Raw genomic sequence first — 16,490 nt, 5'->3', positions numbered from 1 at the left:
TGAAGGGAATCCAGGATGTTCCGCAAGGTGCTGGTCGCCAACCGTGGAGAGATCGCGATCCGCGCGTTCCGGGCGGGCTACGAACTCGGCGCGCGCACCGTCGCCGTGTTCCCGCACGAGGACCGCAACTCACTGCACCGGCTGAAGGCCGACGAGGCGTACGAGATCGGCGAGCCGGGACACCCGGTGCGGGCCTATCTCTCCGTCGAGGAGATCGTGGGCGCCGCCCGCCGGGCCGGCGCCGACGCCGTCTACCCGGGCTACGGCTTCCTGTCCGAGAACCCGGAACTGGCCCGCGCCTGCGAGCAGGCGGGCATCACCTTCGTCGGCCCGAGCGCGGCAACCCTGGAGCTGACCGGCAACAAGGCCCGCGCGGTCGCCGCCGCCCGGGCGGCCGGCGTTCCCGTGCTCGGCTCGTCCCAGCCCTCCACCGACGTGGACGAACTGGTGCGCGCCGCCGAGGAGATCGGCTTCCCCGTCTTCGTCAAGGCGGTCGCGGGCGGCGGCGGGCGCGGCATGCGCCGCGTGAAAGACCCCGCGCAGCTGCGCGAGTCCATCGAGGCCGCGTCCCGCGAGGCCGACGCGGCGTTCGGCGACCCGACCGTCTTCCTGGAGAAGGCCGTCGTCGACCCGCGCCACATCGAGGTGCAGATCCTCGCCGACGGCGAGGGCAACGTCATCCACCTCTACGAGCGCGACTGCTCGCTCCAGCGCCGCCACCAGAAGGTCATCGAGCTGGCCCCCGCCCCCAACCTCGACCCCGAGGTGCGGCAGCGGATCTGCGACGACGCGGTGCGCTTCGCCCGCGAGATCGGCTACCGCAACGCGGGCACCGTCGAGTTCCTCCTCGACCCGGCCGGCAACCACGTCTTCATCGAGATGAACCCGCGCATCCAGGTCGAGCACACCGTGACCGAGGAGGTCACGGACGTCGACCTGGTCCAGGCCCAGCTGAGGATCGCCTCCGGCGAGACCCTCGCCGACCTCGGCCTCGCCCAGGACACCATCACCCTGCGCGGCGCCGCCCTGCAGTGCCGTATCACCACCGAGGACCCCGCCAACGGCTTCCGCCCGGACACCGGCCGGATCAGCGCCTACCGCTCCCCTGGTGGCTCCGGCATCCGCCTGGACGGCGGAACCACCCACGCGGGTACGGAGATCAGCGCGCACTTCGACTCGATGCTGGTCAAACTCACCTGCCGGGGCCGGGACTTCAGGGCCGCCGTGGGCCGAGCCCGGCGTGCCGTGGCCGAGTTCCGCATCCGTGGCGTGGCCACCAACATCCCGTTCCTGCAGGCCGTCCTGGACGACCCCGACTTCCAGGCGGGCCGGGTCACCACCTCCTTCATCGAGCAGCGCCCGCATCTGCTGACGGCCCGCTCCTCCGCGGACCGCGGCACCAAGCTGCTCACCTACCTCGCCGACGTGACGGTCAACAAGCCGCACGGCGAACGCCCCGACCTGCTCGACCCGGTCACCAAGCTGCCGCCGCTGCCGGCTGGCGAGCCGCCCGCCGGCTCCCGCCAGCTGCTGGTCGACCTCGGCCCCGAGGGCTTCGCCCGCCACCTGCGCGAGTCGCCGAACATCGGCGTCACCGACACCACCTTCCGCGACGCCCACCAGTCCCTGCTCGCCACGCGCGTGCGCACCAAGGACCTTCTCGCCGTCGCCCCGGTCGTCGCCCGCACCCTGCCGCAGCTGCTCTCCCTGGAGTGCTGGGGCGGCGCCACCTACGACGTCGCCCTGCGCTTCCTCGCCGAGGACCCCTGGGAGCGGCTGGCCGCCCTGCGCGAGGCGGTACCCAACATCTGCCTCCAGATGCTGCTGCGCGGCCGCAACACCGTCGGCTACACGCCGTACCCGACCGAGGTGACCGACGCCTTCGTGCAGGAGGCCGCCGCCACCGGCATCGACATCTTCCGCATCTTCGACGCCCTCAACGACGTCGGCCAGATGCGCCCCGCCATCGACGCCGTACGCGAGACCGGCACGGCGATCGCCGAGGTCGCCCTCTGCTACACCGCCGACCTCAACGACCCGGGCGAGCGGCTCTACACCCTCGACTACTACCTGCGGCTGGCCGAGCAGATCGTCGACGCCGGCGCGCACGTCCTCGCGGTCAAGGACATGGCCGGACTGCTGCGCGCCCCGGCCGCCGCCAAGCTGGTCTCCGCGCTGCGCCGCGAGTTCGATCTGCCCGTGCATCTGCACACGCACGACACGGCCGGCGGCCAGCTCGCCACCTACCTCGCCGCGATCCAGGCGGGCGCCGACGCCGTGGACGGCGCGGTGGCCTCCATGGCCGGTACGACCTCGCAGCCCTCGCTGTCGGCGCTGGTCGCCGCCACCGACCACTCCGACCGCCCCACCGGGCTCGACCTGCAGGCCGTCGGCGACCTGGAGCCGTACTGGGAGGGTGTCCGCAAGATCTACGCGCCGTTCGAGGCGGGCCTCGCCTCCCCGACCGGCCGGGTCTACCACCACGAGATCCCCGGCGGCCAGCTGTCCAACCTGCGCACCCAGGCCGTCGCCCTCGGCCTCGGTGACCGCTTCGAGGACATCGAGGCCGTGTACGCCGCCGCCGACCGCATCCTCGGCCGTCTGGTCAAGGTCACCCCGTCCTCCAAGGTGGTCGGCGACCTCGCCCTGCACCTGGTCGGCGCCGGTGTCTCGCCGAAGGACTTCGAGGAGACGCCCGACAGGTTCGACATCCCGGACTCGGTGATCGGCTTCCTGCGCGGCGAGCTGGGCACCCCGCCCGGCGGCTGGCCCGAGCCGTTCCGCACCAAGGCACTGCGGGGCCGGGCCGCGCCCAGGCCGGCGCCCGAGCTGTCCGACGAGGACCGCGAGGGCCTGGCCAAGGACCGCCGCGCCACCCTCAACCGGCTGCTGTTCGCCGGCCCCACGCGGGAGTTCGACGCCCACCGGCAGTCCTTCGGCGACACCAGCGTGCTGGACAGCAAGGCGTTCTTCTACGGCCTGCGCCCGGCCAAGGAGTACGCCGTCGACCTGGAGCCCGGCGTCCGGCTGCTGATCGAGCTGCAGGCCATCGGTGAGGCGGACGAGCGGGGCATGCGCACGGTGATGTCCACCCTCAACGGCCAGCTGCGGCCCATCCAGGTCCGCGACCGCGCCGCGGCCTCGGACGTGCCGGTGACGGAGAAGGCCGACCGCGCCAACCCCGGCCATGTGGCGGCGCCGTTCGCCGGTGTGGTGACCCTGGCGGTGACCGAGGGCGACGAGGTCGCCGCCGGTGCCACCGTCGCCACCATCGAGGCGATGAAGATGGAGGCCACCATCACCGCGCCCAAGGCGGGCCGGGTGTCCCGCCTGGCCATCAACCGCATCCAGCAGGTGGAGGGCGGCGACCTCCTGGTGGAGCTCGCCTGACCAGGCGCCCGGCACCTACCCGCTCGCGGGCCCTCAGTCCCAGAGCGGGTAGGTCATGACCTGCTTGAACCCCTCGGGCCGGTCGTCGACGTAGGTGAGGGTCATCCGCGTGTAGTGCTGCACGCTCGGATGCTTCTTCCAGGCCTTGGGTTCGTCGAGCCGGACGGTCACCGGGTAGCCGTGGAAGCGGCCGGCCGCGCAGTACGGCTTGCAGTCGTTGACGTAGTTCACACCCTTGGCCGTCGCCCCGTTGGGGCTCCACTGCGACCAGTGGAGCCCCATGAGGCGGCTGTTGCCGTCGCCGCAGGCCAGGATGAAGTCGGCCGGCCGGACGTTCTGGTGCCACGTGCAGTCGACCAGGACGGGGCGCGGGGCGTCGGCCTTGGCCGCCGCGGTCGGCGGACTTGCCGAAGCCGTGGTCATGGCCGCCGTCAGAAGGGCGCCTGCCGCGAGGGTGACCGCCGTTCCCATCACTGATCCGCGCATGGTCGCTCCCGCCGTCGTGCTGTGTCCTAGCGCGTTCACCCGACGCTACGACCGTACGACGGTTTCCACCAGTCGCGCAGGTCGGGCCGCGTGTCAGCCGTGCTTGACCGTCAGGCCGTAGAACGCGACACGGGCGCCGTTGGTCGTACTGTCGGAAGAGGACTGGTTGTAGGAGCCGGCCTTGAAGTACTGCTTGTACTGCTGGAACGACGGCGGGATGCCGTAGTGGGTGGTGGTGCCGTTGACGGTCAGGTCGATGGTGTTCCCGCCGGATATGGCGATGGTGTAGCTCCAGGTCTTGCCGATCGACACGTGCCCCACCGTGTGCGGGGTCTGGCCGCCGGACGGCGAGTTCTCCGTGCCGAGGACGATGTCGCCGTTCGCGTGGTAGTACAGCTCCAGCAGCGGCTTGGTGGAGGAGCCGCCACTGCCGAGGTGGATCTGCCCGACGCACACGTTCTTCGTCACGGACACCACGCGCAGGGTCGCGCTCATCCGGTGTGAGCCGGAGAGCGTCCAGTCGGCGGCGCTGCCGTCCCGGTTCATCTCGCGCAGCTCGGAGCGGGCGTAGTTGGAATTCGGGGTCGTGACGCCCTTCTCGGGCGCCCAGAAGGTCATGGCGCCGTCTCGGGTGTCGGTGTAGAAGTACGCGTCCTGGTAGCCGTTCGGGCCCTGGAGCCGGGACGACGGGATGGTGGTGGGACTGCCGGGGGAGCCGACGGGTTCCTGCAGCTCCCAGACCGACAGGTCGAAGTTGCCGCCGGGGGCGACATGTGGGTCGGCGGCGACCGCGCTGGGGCTGCTGAGGAAGGCGAGGGCGAGGGCGAGGGCGAGGCCCGCGGTGGTCGGCGCCGCGAGGAGCCGGGGTCGGGTCATGTGGGGGGTCCCTTCTTCGAAGCGAAGGCCGGACCGGCGGATGCGTTCAACATGGTGAACGCTGAACGCATCCTTGGTCGCTGATGACCCGAGAAGCTAGAGGTCTGAACCAGACACGTCAAGTGGCTCAGCAGGTGCCCTCGTCCTGCCACGGCCCCCACTCGGAGGCGCCCGGCACCTCGTTCTGGGTCCACCACTTGGCCTTCCAGTTGTGCTTGTTGTACGAGACCTCGTTGCCCTGCGTGTACACCGCCGTGGAGCTCCAGGCGGGCTTGCAGGAGGTCGGCGTCGGTGTGGGGGTCGGCGTCGGTGTGGGGGTGGGCGGGGTGACGCCGGCGAACTGCACCGAGTACTTCGCGAAGTCCCAGGAGTTCTGGGTGACGCTGGAGCACGTCCCCGACGTACGGCCCCCGTTGTCGGGCGGGTTGCACTGCCGGTCGCGGTTCAGGGACCAGAACGTGAAGCGGTCCATGTTGTGGCTCGTCGCGTAGTCCAGCACCGTCTGGAAGTCGGCCTGGGTGAAGTACTCGCCCGTGTCGCTGCGGCCGTTCATGCCGGAGAAGCCCTCGTGGGCGTACGCGGTCGCCTGGTCCCAGCCGAAGGTCGACTGCAGGATCGAGTTGAAGTTGGTCAGCGCGCTGGTCTGGCTTGCCGCGCCGTTGAAGCCGCCGTCGAACGGCATGATGGAGAAGTTGTTCGGCGTGAAGCCCTGGGACTTGGCCTCCAGCAGCATCTGCTTGCCGAACCAGCCGGTGCCGTCCGCGGTGCCGGCCGTCGTCACCGAGACGTACAGCCCCGGGTTGTTCTGCTGCAGGATCTTGGCCGCGCCGATCTCGTTCTTGATGGCCGCGGTGTTCTCGTACTCCGGCTCCTCCAGGTCGAAGTCGATGGCGTGCAGCCCGTACTTGGTGATGACCTGCTGGTAGGCCGCCGCCGTGGACGCCGCGTCCGCGCAGGCTTGGCCGAGCTTCGTGCCGCCGTAGCCGCCGATGGAGACGGAGACGTCACCGCCCTTGGCGCGGATCGTGCTGATCACCGACTGCACGGCCGTGTCCGAGGAGACGGGCGCGGTGCCACCCCAAGTGGGGGAGCAGCCGCCGCCGTTGGGGGCGAGGACGAAGGCCAGCTGGAAGGCCTTCAGCCCGGTGGCGTCCATGATGGCGGCCGGGTCCGGCGGGTCGTTGTCCAGCGGCATCAGATAGGGGGCGGCGGCGTACCAGCGGTTGCTCAACGCGGTCGTCGCGCCCGAGGCGTTGCTCGAAACGAGCGCGGTCGTGCCGGCGGCGGCGAGAGTGACGGCCGCCGCCGCGCCCAGACATGCCCGAAGACGTCTCACTGCGTGCCTCCAGAGGGTGGGGGAGTCCCCGGAGCGGGGAGCCCCACCCTCTGGGAGCTGTTGCGGTCACGTCAATAAGTTGGACTAGACCAACACGCCCTTTGGACTAGACCATACGATTTCTTTACCTCTCGTCGACCAGTCGCACAGTGAAACCCCGGTCCAGCGGCAGACTCGGTGCGGTGACGGTCGTGACCTGCGTGCCGGCGTCGTACGACCAGGCGGAGGCGGGTAGTTGGCGGCCGTCGAGGAGGACCCGTGCGGGCGCCCCGTCGCCGTGCACAGTGAACCGGTAGGAGCGGGCGTCCACCTTGCCGACGTAGTCGCCCCTGCTCGCGCCCACCGAGACGGTCGTGCCGCCCCCGTCGGAGTGCACGGAGACCCTCTGGGTGGCGGCGGCGCCCTGGGCGAAGTCGCGGGTCACCCCGTCGTCCTCGTACAGCGTGTAGTGACTCGTGCCGTGGGCCGCCGGATACAGGTCCCAGTCCAGCTCGTGCCGGTCCCGGGTCTGCCAACTAGTCGTCCCCTTCGGCCACATCGGAACGATCGACCCCTCGCGCACGAACAGCGGCAGCGTGTCGAGCGGGGCGTGGTAGCCGTTGACCGTGGTCGGGCCCCGGTAGGTGCGGCCGGTCCAGTAGTCGGTCCAGGTGCCCTGAGGCAGGTAGATGCCGTCGCGGGTGTCGGAGTCCTGGTAGACCGGGGCGACCAGGAGGTCGGGGCCGGACAGGAACTCGTACTTCGCCCGGTCGGACAGGGTGTTCGGGTCGTCCGGGTACTCCAGCCACAGCGGACGCACCGCGCCCACACCGGTCTTCGCCGCCTCGGCGGACAGCGTGTACATGTACGGCAGCAGCCGCTCCTTCAGCTGCAGGTACTTCCTGTTGATCGAGGTGTACGGCTCGCCGTCCAGCCAGGGCTGCTGGTCGGCGGGCTTCTTGGTGGTGAGGTCGGTCGCCCAGCCGTCCATGGTCATGATGGCCGGCAGGAACGCCTTCCACTGCAGGTCGCGTGCGTACATCTTGGCGTCGTGGCGGTAGATGCTGCCCACGTCACCGGTGTTGTAGGCGATACCGGACAGGGTCGCCCCGGCGTAGGTCGGGATCTGCCAGCGGATGTAGTCCCAGGACAGCTTCTGGTCGCCGCTCCACAGCACCCCGCAGCGCTGGGCGCCCGCCCAGGACACCGGCAGCCACGCGAAACCGCGCGCGTCGCTGTTGTCCTCGATCCCCTTCTTGGCGGCGTCGCACGCGTCGAGCGCGAACTTGTAGCCGTTGCCGACCCAGGCCACGTCCAGCTTGGCCACCCGCTGTCCCGCCTTGACCTGGTCGGCCAGCTTGTCGATGCCGTCCTGGGTCCACAGGCCGAGCTGGGCGTGGTGGTCCCGCAGGCCCTTGGCGGTCTGCTCCAGATTCTCGTATCCGCAGCCGTAGCCGTCGTTGACCAGCATCCAGCCGAGCGGCATCTGGTTCTCTGTGTACCCGTCGGCGATCTTCAGCGCGTCCAGGGTGTGCCGCTCGCCCCGGTTGGCGTTGTGCAGATAGCAGTCGGAGTCGCCCGGTTCGAGTCCGTACACCGGTGGCATGAAGGGTCTGCCCACCAACGCCGTGTAGGTGCCGATGACTTGTTTGGCGTTGCCGAGGAAGTAGTAGGCGTCCAGGCGCCGTTCCTGCTGACCGGTGGTGACCGGTGAGCCGAAGGTGTACACGCCCGGTGCGAAGGTGTTGCGGAAGACGCCGTAGCCCGCGGTGGAGAGATAGAACGGCTGGGAGTTGTTGTAACCGCCCTCGTTCCAGTCGAAGCTGTTGGCCACGTACATCGTCTGCCCGCGGTGCGAGAAGCCGCCGTTCTGCTCGCCGCCGCCGAAGAACTGCTCGTCCGCGCCCCGCACCAGGCTCTGCCGCATGCCGCCGGTCGACCAGCGCAGCGGCTTGTCCTCCTGCCAGATCCGGGTGCGGTTGTCGGGCTTGTACAGCCCGAAGCGCAGCGGCTGCTTGTACACGCGCAGCACGGCCTGCGGGGAGCGGATGCCGTAGTAGTCGCCGGCGTCGAAGGACGAGGTGCGTCGCTCCGGGGCGGGCCGTTCGCGCACGATGGCGGTGCCCGCCGGATCGCTCAGCGAGCCGGACGGGTCGGCCTGCAGGCGCAGTTGACCTCCGGTCAGGAAGTCGGCCCGCGCGGTGAGCTGCCCGGCCCCGATGGTGTAGGTGCCGTCGCCGCCCGAGAAGGACGTGAGATCGCCGGCGTCCGTGGTGGCGGGCAGGTACGCGGTGCCCGTGAAGGAGTTGTCGTGCACGTCGTACGGCACGACCACCACGTGGTACGTCCCCGATGCCCGCGGGATCACCGTGGCCTCCGGGTCGGCGGTGCCCGCGCTGGACGCCACCTGCTTGCCGTGGTCGTCGTAGACGTACAGGTCGAAGTCGTCGGACGGTTTCTCCCATTTGATCGACAGCGGGACGCCGCCCTCGGGGTTGTCGTCCCAGTAGCCGTCCGGCACCGAGACGGTCAGGTCGAACCGGTCGCAGACCTTGTCGTCGGGGTCGGCGGACGGGTCGGGACAGCTCTCGGTGCCGCCGCCGGTGCCCTTGGCGTAGACCGGGCTCTGCCAGCCGATGCTGCTGTGAGCGGGGTCGAGCACGGCACCGGAGGCGGTGGCGGCGGCCCGGGCGGGCACCGGGGCGGCGAGCAGGGTTCCCGCCAGGGCGGTCGCCAGCCCCAGCGGTACCCAGGCCGGCCATGGCACACGATGGCGCAGTCTTCGCGGTCTTTGCACGGCGGAACAGCTCCCCTCGCAGCACTGCGGACTGACTGTTCTTGCTGCTGGTGCTCACAAGCGCTCGAAACAAGCTTCAATCGAGCAACTTCAAGCAGGAGCCTCGGGGTTGACGCAGGTTCATGTCAAGAGTGCGGGGCTGGAAGCCGGCCGGACGCGGATCCGGAACCCGGCCGGACACGACGAAGGCCGGCCCCCTCGGCAGCGGGGGCCGGCCTTCGCGCGCGGGTGGCTCAGCCCGCGTTCTTCCGGAGGACGGTCTGGGTCTGCGTGGTCTGGCCGACCAGCCGGTCCCGGTCGTCGCGCAGGTCCGTCCGCACCACGATGAGCGTGCTGCCGAGATGGAGCGGCCGGGCGGTGGCATGGACGTCCCCGGCGGTGACCGCCCGCAGGAAGTTGGTCTTGGACGCCACCGTCGACGTACCGGTCGCCCCCTCGGGCAGGTTGAGGTGGGCGCACACCGCCCCGACGCTGTCCGCCGGCGCCATCAGGGCGCCCCCGTGCAGGGCGCCGCCCGCCGTGCACGCCTCCGGGGACCAGGCCAGGCCGCCGACGGCCCGCTCGGCCGTGGTCTCGCGCAGTTCGATGCCCAACGCGGCCGCGAACGGCATGGCGGCGGCAACTCGGCGGGCGCGGGGACGTCGCACGGGGACGTGGTCGGCATGGTGTACCGCCTTTCGTGAGTGCCACGGTGATCGGGCAGTGTTCCGGTCAGCCCCCGGACGGCTCCTGGAGCATGGCGAGTCTCAGGACACCGCCGCCGATGCCCCAGCCGCCGTCCGTCACCTCCTCCACCAGGACCATGGTGGTGGCGCGCGCCCGCTCGCCGTAGATCTCGACGTACAACTCGGTGGTACGGGTGACGATCAGCTCCTTCTGCTCGTCGTCCAGACTTCCGGCGGGCACCTTGAAATTCGCGAACGGCATGGGTTTTCATCCTTGATCGAGGGGTGTCAGAGGGAACTACCCTGGGTGAGCAGGTCGTCGAGGCCGGCGCGGCGGAAGAACTCGGCGCGGATGCGGTCGGCGACCGCGGAGACGACCTCGCTGCCGTCACGGGCGGGGTCCACGTGGGTGCGCAGCGGGCGGCGGCCGGCGGGCAGCTCCACCAGGCGTACGACGGTCTCCGCGAACTCCGCGGGGTTCGCGTCCCGCGGGATCAGTCCCGCGAGCCGCTTGCCCAGTTCCGACAGCAGGGCGCCGTAGCGCTCGTCGTAGGCCGCCGCGCGCCCGGTGTCGGCGGGGCTGCCGGCGTGCAGGAAGTGGTTCGTGCCGGAGGTGAAGGCGCCCGGCACGACGATCGCGGTGTCGATGCCGAACCGGACCAGTTCACCGGCGTAACTGACCGCCAGTGCGTCCATCGCCGCCTTGGCCGCGAAGTACGGCCCCAGGAAGGGCGGACAGCCGCCGCGCGTGCTGGAGCTGCCGATCCATACCAGCAGGCCCTCGCCCCGTTCCCGCAGCCGGGGAAGCGCGGCCCGGTTCACGCGCTGGGCGCCGAGCACGTTGACGTCGTACAGGTCCGCGAGCTGCTCGGGCGTGAAGGCCTCGGCGGGCCCGGTGACCATGTGGCCCGCGTTGTGCAGCACCACGTCCAGCCGGCCCTCGGAGGCCAGCACGCGGGCCACCGCCGCGTCGGCGGAGTCCTGGGAGGTGACGTCCAGCTCGACGGCGTACAGGGACACGCCGTGCTCGGCCGCGTAGCGGTCCAGGCCGGCCACGGCGGGTGCGTTGCGGCCGGCCGTGTGCCGGATGCCCGCGTAGACGGTGTGACCGGCGTCGGCCAGGGCGCGCACGGTCAGCGCGCCGAAGCCGCTGGAGGCGCCGGTGACCAGGATCGTTCTGGGAGTGTCCGTAGTCATGATTCCTCGATGGCGTGGGGATCGGGACGGGAAGGGTCAGACGATGCCGCCGTTGGCGCGTACGACCTGGCCGTTGACCCAGTGGCCGGCCGGGGAGGCGAGGAACGCCACCACCTCGGCGATGTCGGCGGGCGTGCCGAGGCGTTCCAGTGGCGGCTGGGCGGCCAGGCGCGCGAGTGCATCGCGTCCAGTTCCGTGAGGTCCAGCTCGGCGATCGGCGCGAGATACATCCGGCCGGCCGCGTGGACCACGACATCCACCCCGCCGAACTCCGCCTCGGCCGTCCCGAACAACTCGGCGACCTGCTGTTCGTCGGCGACGTCGGCGCGCACGGCGACCGCGCTGCCGCCGGCCGCCGTGACCTCCTTGACGGCGGCCTCGGCCGACTCGCGGTTGCCGGCGTACCCGATCACCACGGGGTAGCCCTCGGCGGCGAGCCGGCTCACCGTCGCCCGGCCGATGCCGCGCGAGCCTCCGGTGACCACGGCCACGCGGGGCCGGGCGGTCGATTCCCGGGGTGCCGATTCCTGGACGGTCGTTTCCCGGGTGGTTGCTTCCTGAGCGAACATGAGCGGTCTCCTGCCGGACGTGGCGGTACGGGAAGTGCTCCTTCAGCCTGGGCCGCCCTGTCCGGGCCAACCACGGCTGCGCTCACCCTGGGGTCGGTAACCCCTGGATACGCATCCCCCGGGGCGCGACCATGGAGGGCGTGAACCATGCCGAGCTGGCCGCCTTCCTGAAGTCCCGGCGCGACCGGGTCCGCCCCGCCGACGTCGGCCTGCCCGCGGGTCTGCGGCGCCGGGTCCCGGGCCTGCGCCGCGAGGAGGTGGCCCAGCTGGCCGGGCTGTCGGCCGACTACTACACCGAGCTGGAGCGGGGCCGCGGCGCCCAGCCCTCCGCGCAGGTCCTGGCCGCCCTCGCCCGTGCCCTGCGGCTCGGCGGCGACGAACGCGACCATCTGTTCCACCTCGCCGACCGCCCGCTGCCGGCCGACGCGTCCGGACCCACCGCGCTCGTCCAACCCGCTCTGCTCGGTCTGCTGGACCGGCTCACCACGACCCCCGCCCAGGTCATCACCGACCTGCACGAGCCGCTCGTGCAGAACCCCCTCGCCGTGGCGCTGCTCGGCGCGATGCCGAGCGGGCGCGGGCCCCACCGCAGCTTCGTGTACCGCTGGTTCACCGATCCCGACGCCCGCGGCCTCTATCCGGCCGAGGACCATCCGCACCACTCCCGGGTGTTCACCGCCGACCTGCAGGCGGTCGCGGCCCGGCGCGCCAAGGACGCCGACATCACCCGGCTGGTGGCCACGCTGCTGCGGCGCAGTACGGAGTTCGCCGAGCTGTGGGAGCAGCGCGAGGTGGCCCTGCGCCGCACCGACCACAAGCGGATCGTCCACCCCTCGCTCGGCGTCATCGAGCTGGACTGTCACAACCTCTTCAGCGAGGACGGCCGGCAGCGCCTGCTGTGGTTCAGCGCCCCGCCCGGGACCGAGGGAGCCGCCCAGCTGGAGCTGCTCTCGGTGATCGGCACTCAGGACCTGGGTGCCACGGCGGAAGAGCCGGGGCGCCGGGCCCGCTGAGGGAGCCCCGGGACAGCACCAGACTTGTCACGAAGTCGGCGGACCCGTGGCGGATCGTCCGTCGCCTGAGGCACCCTTGACAGCGTGCGCCCTGTTTCGCGACGTTTGAGCAGTCGCGTGCGGAGGGGATGCGGCGCACATCGGAACGAGCGGCAGGACGCGCCCGGCGCGTCATGGGGGGAGCGGTCGCCCATGCGATCCATGAGCCATGATCCACACGCCTCACCGGTCTGTGCCGCCTCGGGCACGCCGCTTGCGGAGCCTGCGGAAGGGCGGTCGAACTGAGGTGGAGATCACCATCCACAGACCCGGCGAGCTGACGCCCGAGCTGCGCGGGGCCTGGCACCGCGCGATGGACGAGTCGCCCGAGTACTCCAACCCCTTCCTCGCACCGGAGTTCGCGATCGGCGTCGGCCGGTACCGGCGCGGGGCACGGGTGGCGGTCCTGCGCGAGGGCGGGCAGCCCGCCGGGTTCTTCCCGTACGAGCGGGGGCCGTTCGGCACCGGACGGGCCATCGGGCTCGGACTGTCGGACTGCCAGGCCCTCGTGCACCGGCCCGGCGTCACCTGGAACGCCGGGGAACTGCTGCGGGCCTGCGGGCTCAGCATCTTCGAGTTCGACCATCTCGTCCAGGAGCAGCGGCCGTTCGCGGCCCACGTCACCGGCACCTTCGCCTCCCCGGTGATCGATGTGAAGCCCGGCGACGGCGGCTACCCGGAGTGGCTGCGGAGCACCTACCCGGGCCTGGCCAAGACCACGCTGAAGAAGGAACGGCGGCTCGGCCGGGACATCGGCGAGGTCCGGTTCGAGTTCGACGAACGCGACCCGGAGGTGCTGCGCACCCTCATGCGGTGGAAGTCCGCGCAGTACCGCAGGACCGGCCGCATGGACCGGTTCTCCCGGCCGTGGATCGTCGGCCTGGTCGACCATCTCTTCCGCGTCCGCGAGGAGCACTTCACCGGAGTGCTGTCCGTGCTGTACGCGGGCGACCGACCGGTCGCGGCCCACTTCGGCCCCCGGTCGAGCACCGTGCTGGCGGCCTGGTTCACCGCCTACGACCCCGAACTGCACTACTACTCACCGGGGTTGATGATGCATCTGCGGACCGCCGAGGCGGCGGCCCGGCATGGGGTGACCCTCGTGGACCTCGGGCGCGGCGACAAGGAGTACAAGGACTGGCTCAAGACCCGTGAACTGCGGGTCGCCGAGGGCTTCGCGGCCCGCCCGCACCCGGTGGCGCTCGCGCAGCGGCTGTGGCGCAGACCGGTGCGGGGGCTGCGGAACACGGTCAACGCCCATCCGCAGCTGCGCGCGCCGGCCGACCGGCTGCTGAAGACGGTGGGCAGGGTGCGCACCGAGGGCGTGGCGGCTTCCCCGGCCGCCCGGAAGAATCGCCTTCCGGAGCGGTAGTTACTGGCAGGTTCTCGTCAAAAGTTCGCCAAGCGGCGGATGTTTCCGCGCCCACGTGATCGGGTCTCCTGCGTCGGCAGAGTCGATGCCTTTCGGGAGGTCCCTGGTGTCCGTACCAACCCGCAGAAGACGGTGGTTCACCGTCTGTGCGCTCACGGCGTCCGCCGCACTGGTCGCTATACCCCCGTCCGCCGCCTCGTGGCGATCGGTGAGCCCCTTCGGCGTGCGGGTCCTCGGCCAACTCGCCAAGGAGCGCGAGCAGTCCGTGGGTGCCATGTCGCCGCACGTGGCGGCGGACGACGATGACGGCAACGAGGCGGACGAGATCGCCGAGGGGGCGGACCAGTACGCCGAGGCCCGCACCTCGCCGGGTGTCGTCGCACCGGGTGCGTACGGTGCGGCCTGGAACGATCTCACCGACCTCAGGAGCACGGGCGGCAGGTGGCGCAACATCACCGACCTGCCGTACAACTCCGACGACCCGCGCTACCGCGACATCGACTCCAACTCCAGCGGCGGAAGCGGGAACGTCACCGGCCGGATCGCGGCGATCGCCGCCGACGACGACGGTTACGTCTACGCGGGCAGCGCCGGTGGCGGCGTGTGGCGCTCGCGCAGCGGCGGCGGCCACTGGCAGCCCATCAGCGACCGGCTGCCCGCCCAGTCCACCGGCGCCCTCGCCCTCGACGGCACCGGCCGGCTGTGGCTGGGCACGGGCGAGGCCACCACCAACGCCGACGCCTACCTCGGCAGCGGCGTCTACGTCCTCACGCACCCGCACCACGGCACCTTCTCCACGCGCAGCCGGGTCGGCGGCGACGAGCTGGAGAGCACCACCATCCACGAGCTGCGCTTCGGCGGCGGCATGGTGTGGGCGGCCACCAGCGAGGGCGTGTGGAGCCACTCCACGAAGAAGCTGAGCGGCCCCTGGAAGCTGGAGTACGCGCCCAATCCCGACTTCCTGCCGGGTGGTTCCAAGGCCGGCGACCCGAACGCGCCGTACAAGAACATCGCCAACGACATCGCCATCGATCCCAAGGACCCGTCCAAGGTGGTCCTCGCCGTCGGGTGGCGCAGCGGCGACGACTACAACGGCTTCTACACCAAGGTGGGTGGCACCTGGACCCGGATCACCGGCGGCCTCGGTGATCTCCCGGCCGACCCCGACAACGTCGGCAACGTCACCTTCGCCCGCTCCGCCGACGGCTCCCGCTACTACGCCATCGACCAGTCCCCGGAGCAGCTGAACACCAACCCGGACAGCGGCCTGGAGGGCATCTACGTCTCCACGTCCGGCTCGCCGACCGGCCGCTGGACGAAGATCGCCGACTACAAGGGCCTGGCCGCCGACAACTCGGCGCTCACCACGGCCGGTTACATGCCCGGCGTCCAGGCCTGGTACAACCAGTTCCTCACCGTAGACCCGAGCGACCCGCAGCACGTGTACGCGGGCCTGGAGGAGGTCTACGAGACCAAGGACGGCGGCGCCAACTGGTCGACGGTCGGCCCGTACTGGAACTTCACCTTCTCCTGCTGGAGCATCGACCCCGCCAAGCAGACCGGTGACTGCAACCCGACCACCCACTCCGACCAGCACGGCGTCGCGATCGGCCGCTACCACGGCAAGAGCTTCGTTTACGTCGGCAACGACGGCGGCGTCTACAGGCGCCCGGCGACCGGCTCCCAGGACGCCTCCGGCCACGCCACCGACTGGACCTCGCTCAACGACGGCACCATCGACACCCTGCAGTACTACTCCGTCGGTATCGGCAAGGACCTCGACCACGGCGGCCTGTCGGTCACCGGCGGGCTCCAGGACAACGGCCAGTCGATTCTGCGCGGCAACGACAAGGTGATGGGCTCCAACTTCGGCGGCGACGGCGCCGACACCCTCGCCGACCCGGCCAACGGCTGCAACATTGCCCAGGAGTACGTCTACCTCGCCGTCCAGGTCACGCAGAACTGCGCGGTGAACGACGGCAGTTGGGTCACCGACGCGAGCAAGGCCACCTCGTACTCCGTCGCCCCGCCCGACAACGCCACCAGTGCGGCCCGCTTCATCGCCCCGCTCGCGGCGGACATGAAGGACGGCAGCACCTGGGTGGCCGGCGGCCGGCACGTCTGGGTCCAGACCCACGGCTACGCCATCCGCAGCGGCAAGGAGTGGACCAGTGTCCACGACTTCGGCGCCGGCCGGGTCGCGACCGCCGTCGCCGCGTCCGGCGGGAAGATCTACGCCGCCTGGTGCGGGCCCTGCAACAACCAGGGCTTCGCCCGTGGCATCGCCGTCGGCAACGCGGACGGCACCGGCTGGCACGACATCAACCTGCCGGTCGACGGCACGGTGCCCAACCGCTACCTGAGCGGCTTCGCCGTCGACCCGAAGAACGCCGACCACGTCTTCCTCGCCGTCAACGGCTTCTCCCGGCACTGGACCGAGGGGCCCGGCGCCGGCGTCGGCCACGTCTTCGAGTCCACCGACGGCGGGACGACCTGGGATGACATCTCGGCCAACCTGCCCGACGTGCCCACCAACTCGGCGCTGGTGACGGCGGACGGCGGTCTCGCCGTCGCCACCGACCTCGGTGTCGTCTACCGCGCGCCGGGCCTCACCACCTGGCAGCGGGTCGGCAGCCTGCCGGCCGTCGCCGTGCTCCAGCTCAAGACGAGCCCGGACGGCGGCACGCTGTACGCCGCCACGCACGGCCGCGGGATCTACACCGTCAAGGTGTGCGACCTCCGCTGACCGCCCGCTGAACAGGAGGGGTGAC

The 16,490-nt window shown here is 71.1% G+C and carries 10 protein-coding genes and 2 pseudogenes; 4 read left to right on the top strand and 8 right to left on the bottom strand.

The window, feature by feature from the left end; all coding sequences use genetic code 11:
- Positions 1-15: 15 nt before the first annotated feature.
- A complete protein-coding gene (locus tag AB0M27_RS34925; RefSeq protein ID WP_365727876.1) occupies positions 16-3,390 on the top strand; it encodes a pyruvate carboxylase in 3,375 nt (1,124 codons plus the stop codon).
- Between the two features lie 33 nt (positions 3,391-3,423).
- Here AB0M27_RS34925 and AB0M27_RS34920 read toward each other — a convergent pair whose 3' ends face one another.
- The 8 genes and pseudogenes from AB0M27_RS34920 to AB0M27_RS34885 all read right to left on the bottom strand — a co-directional run bounded on the left by AB0M27_RS34920 (position 3,424) and on the right by AB0M27_RS34885 (position 11,295).
- The gene (locus tag AB0M27_RS34920; protein ID WP_365727874.1) at positions 3,424-3,876 is read right to left on the bottom strand and encodes a hypothetical protein; all 453 of its coding nucleotides are present in this window, start codon (positions 3,874-3,876) and stop codon (positions 3,424-3,426) included.
- A 93-nt stretch (positions 3,877-3,969) separates the two neighbouring features.
- Positions 3,970-4,752, bottom strand: coding sequence for a polysaccharide lyase family 7 protein (locus AB0M27_RS34915; protein ID WP_365727873.1), 783 nt, complete (start codon positions 4,750-4,752; stop codon positions 3,970-3,972).
- Between the two features lie 127 nt (positions 4,753-4,879).
- The gene (locus AB0M27_RS34910) at positions 4,880-6,088 is read right to left on the bottom strand and encodes a carbohydrate-binding protein (protein WP_365727870.1); all 1,209 of its coding nucleotides are present in this window, start codon (positions 6,086-6,088) and stop codon (positions 4,880-4,882) included.
- Positions 6,089-6,317: 229 nt separating this feature from the next.
- Positions 6,318-8,384, bottom strand: a pseudogene (locus tag AB0M27_RS34905) (TIM-barrel domain-containing protein); the annotation flags it as partial.
- Positions 8,385-9,097: 713 nt separating this feature from the next.
- Positions 9,098-9,475 carry a PaaI family thioesterase gene (locus AB0M27_RS34900; RefSeq protein ID WP_365727903.1) on the bottom strand — a complete coding sequence of 126 codons (378 nt, stop codon included), beginning with the start codon at positions 9,473-9,475 and terminating at the stop codon, positions 9,098-9,100.
- A gap of 100 nt (positions 9,476-9,575) precedes the next feature.
- Positions 9,576-9,791: a tautomerase family protein gene (locus tag AB0M27_RS34895; RefSeq protein WP_365727868.1), complete on the bottom strand. Its 216-nt coding sequence runs from the start codon at positions 9,789-9,791 to the stop codon at positions 9,576-9,578.
- Between the two features lie 26 nt (positions 9,792-9,817).
- Entirely contained in the window at positions 9,818-10,726 is a 909-nt protein-coding gene (locus AB0M27_RS34890; RefSeq protein WP_365727866.1) for an SDR family oxidoreductase, read from the bottom strand.
- 36 nt (positions 10,727-10,762) lie between these two features.
- Positions 10,763-11,295 (bottom strand): annotated as a pseudogene (locus AB0M27_RS34885) (SDR family oxidoreductase).
- A gap of 140 nt (positions 11,296-11,435) precedes the next feature.
- Here AB0M27_RS34885 and AB0M27_RS34880 point away from each other — a divergent pair.
- The 3 genes from AB0M27_RS34880 to AB0M27_RS34870 all read left to right on the top strand — a co-directional run bounded on the left by AB0M27_RS34880 (position 11,436) and on the right by AB0M27_RS34870 (position 16,465).
- Positions 11,436-12,308 (top strand): helix-turn-helix transcriptional regulator, encoded by an 873-nt coding sequence (locus AB0M27_RS34880; protein ID WP_365727865.1) that lies wholly within the window; start codon positions 11,436-11,438, stop codon positions 12,306-12,308.
- A 286-nt stretch (positions 12,309-12,594) separates the two neighbouring features.
- Positions 12,595-13,719, top strand: a complete 1,125-nt coding sequence (locus AB0M27_RS34875) for a GNAT family N-acetyltransferase (protein ID WP_365727864.1) — start codon at positions 12,595-12,597, stop codon at positions 13,717-13,719.
- 106 nt (positions 13,720-13,825) lie between these two features.
- Entirely contained in the window at positions 13,826-16,465 is a 2,640-nt protein-coding gene (locus AB0M27_RS34870; RefSeq protein ID WP_365727862.1) for a glycosyl hydrolase, read from the top strand.
- The last annotated feature ends 25 nt before the right edge of the window (positions 16,466-16,490 follow it).

Origin of the sequence: Streptomyces sp. NPDC052107, from assembly GCF_040680215.1 — a bacterium.
Classification (GTDB): domain Bacteria; phylum Actinomycetota; class Actinomycetes; order Streptomycetales; family Streptomycetaceae; genus Streptomyces.
Note: the sequence above shows the minus strand (reverse complement) of the source record. Positions and strands in the feature narration are given on the sequence as shown.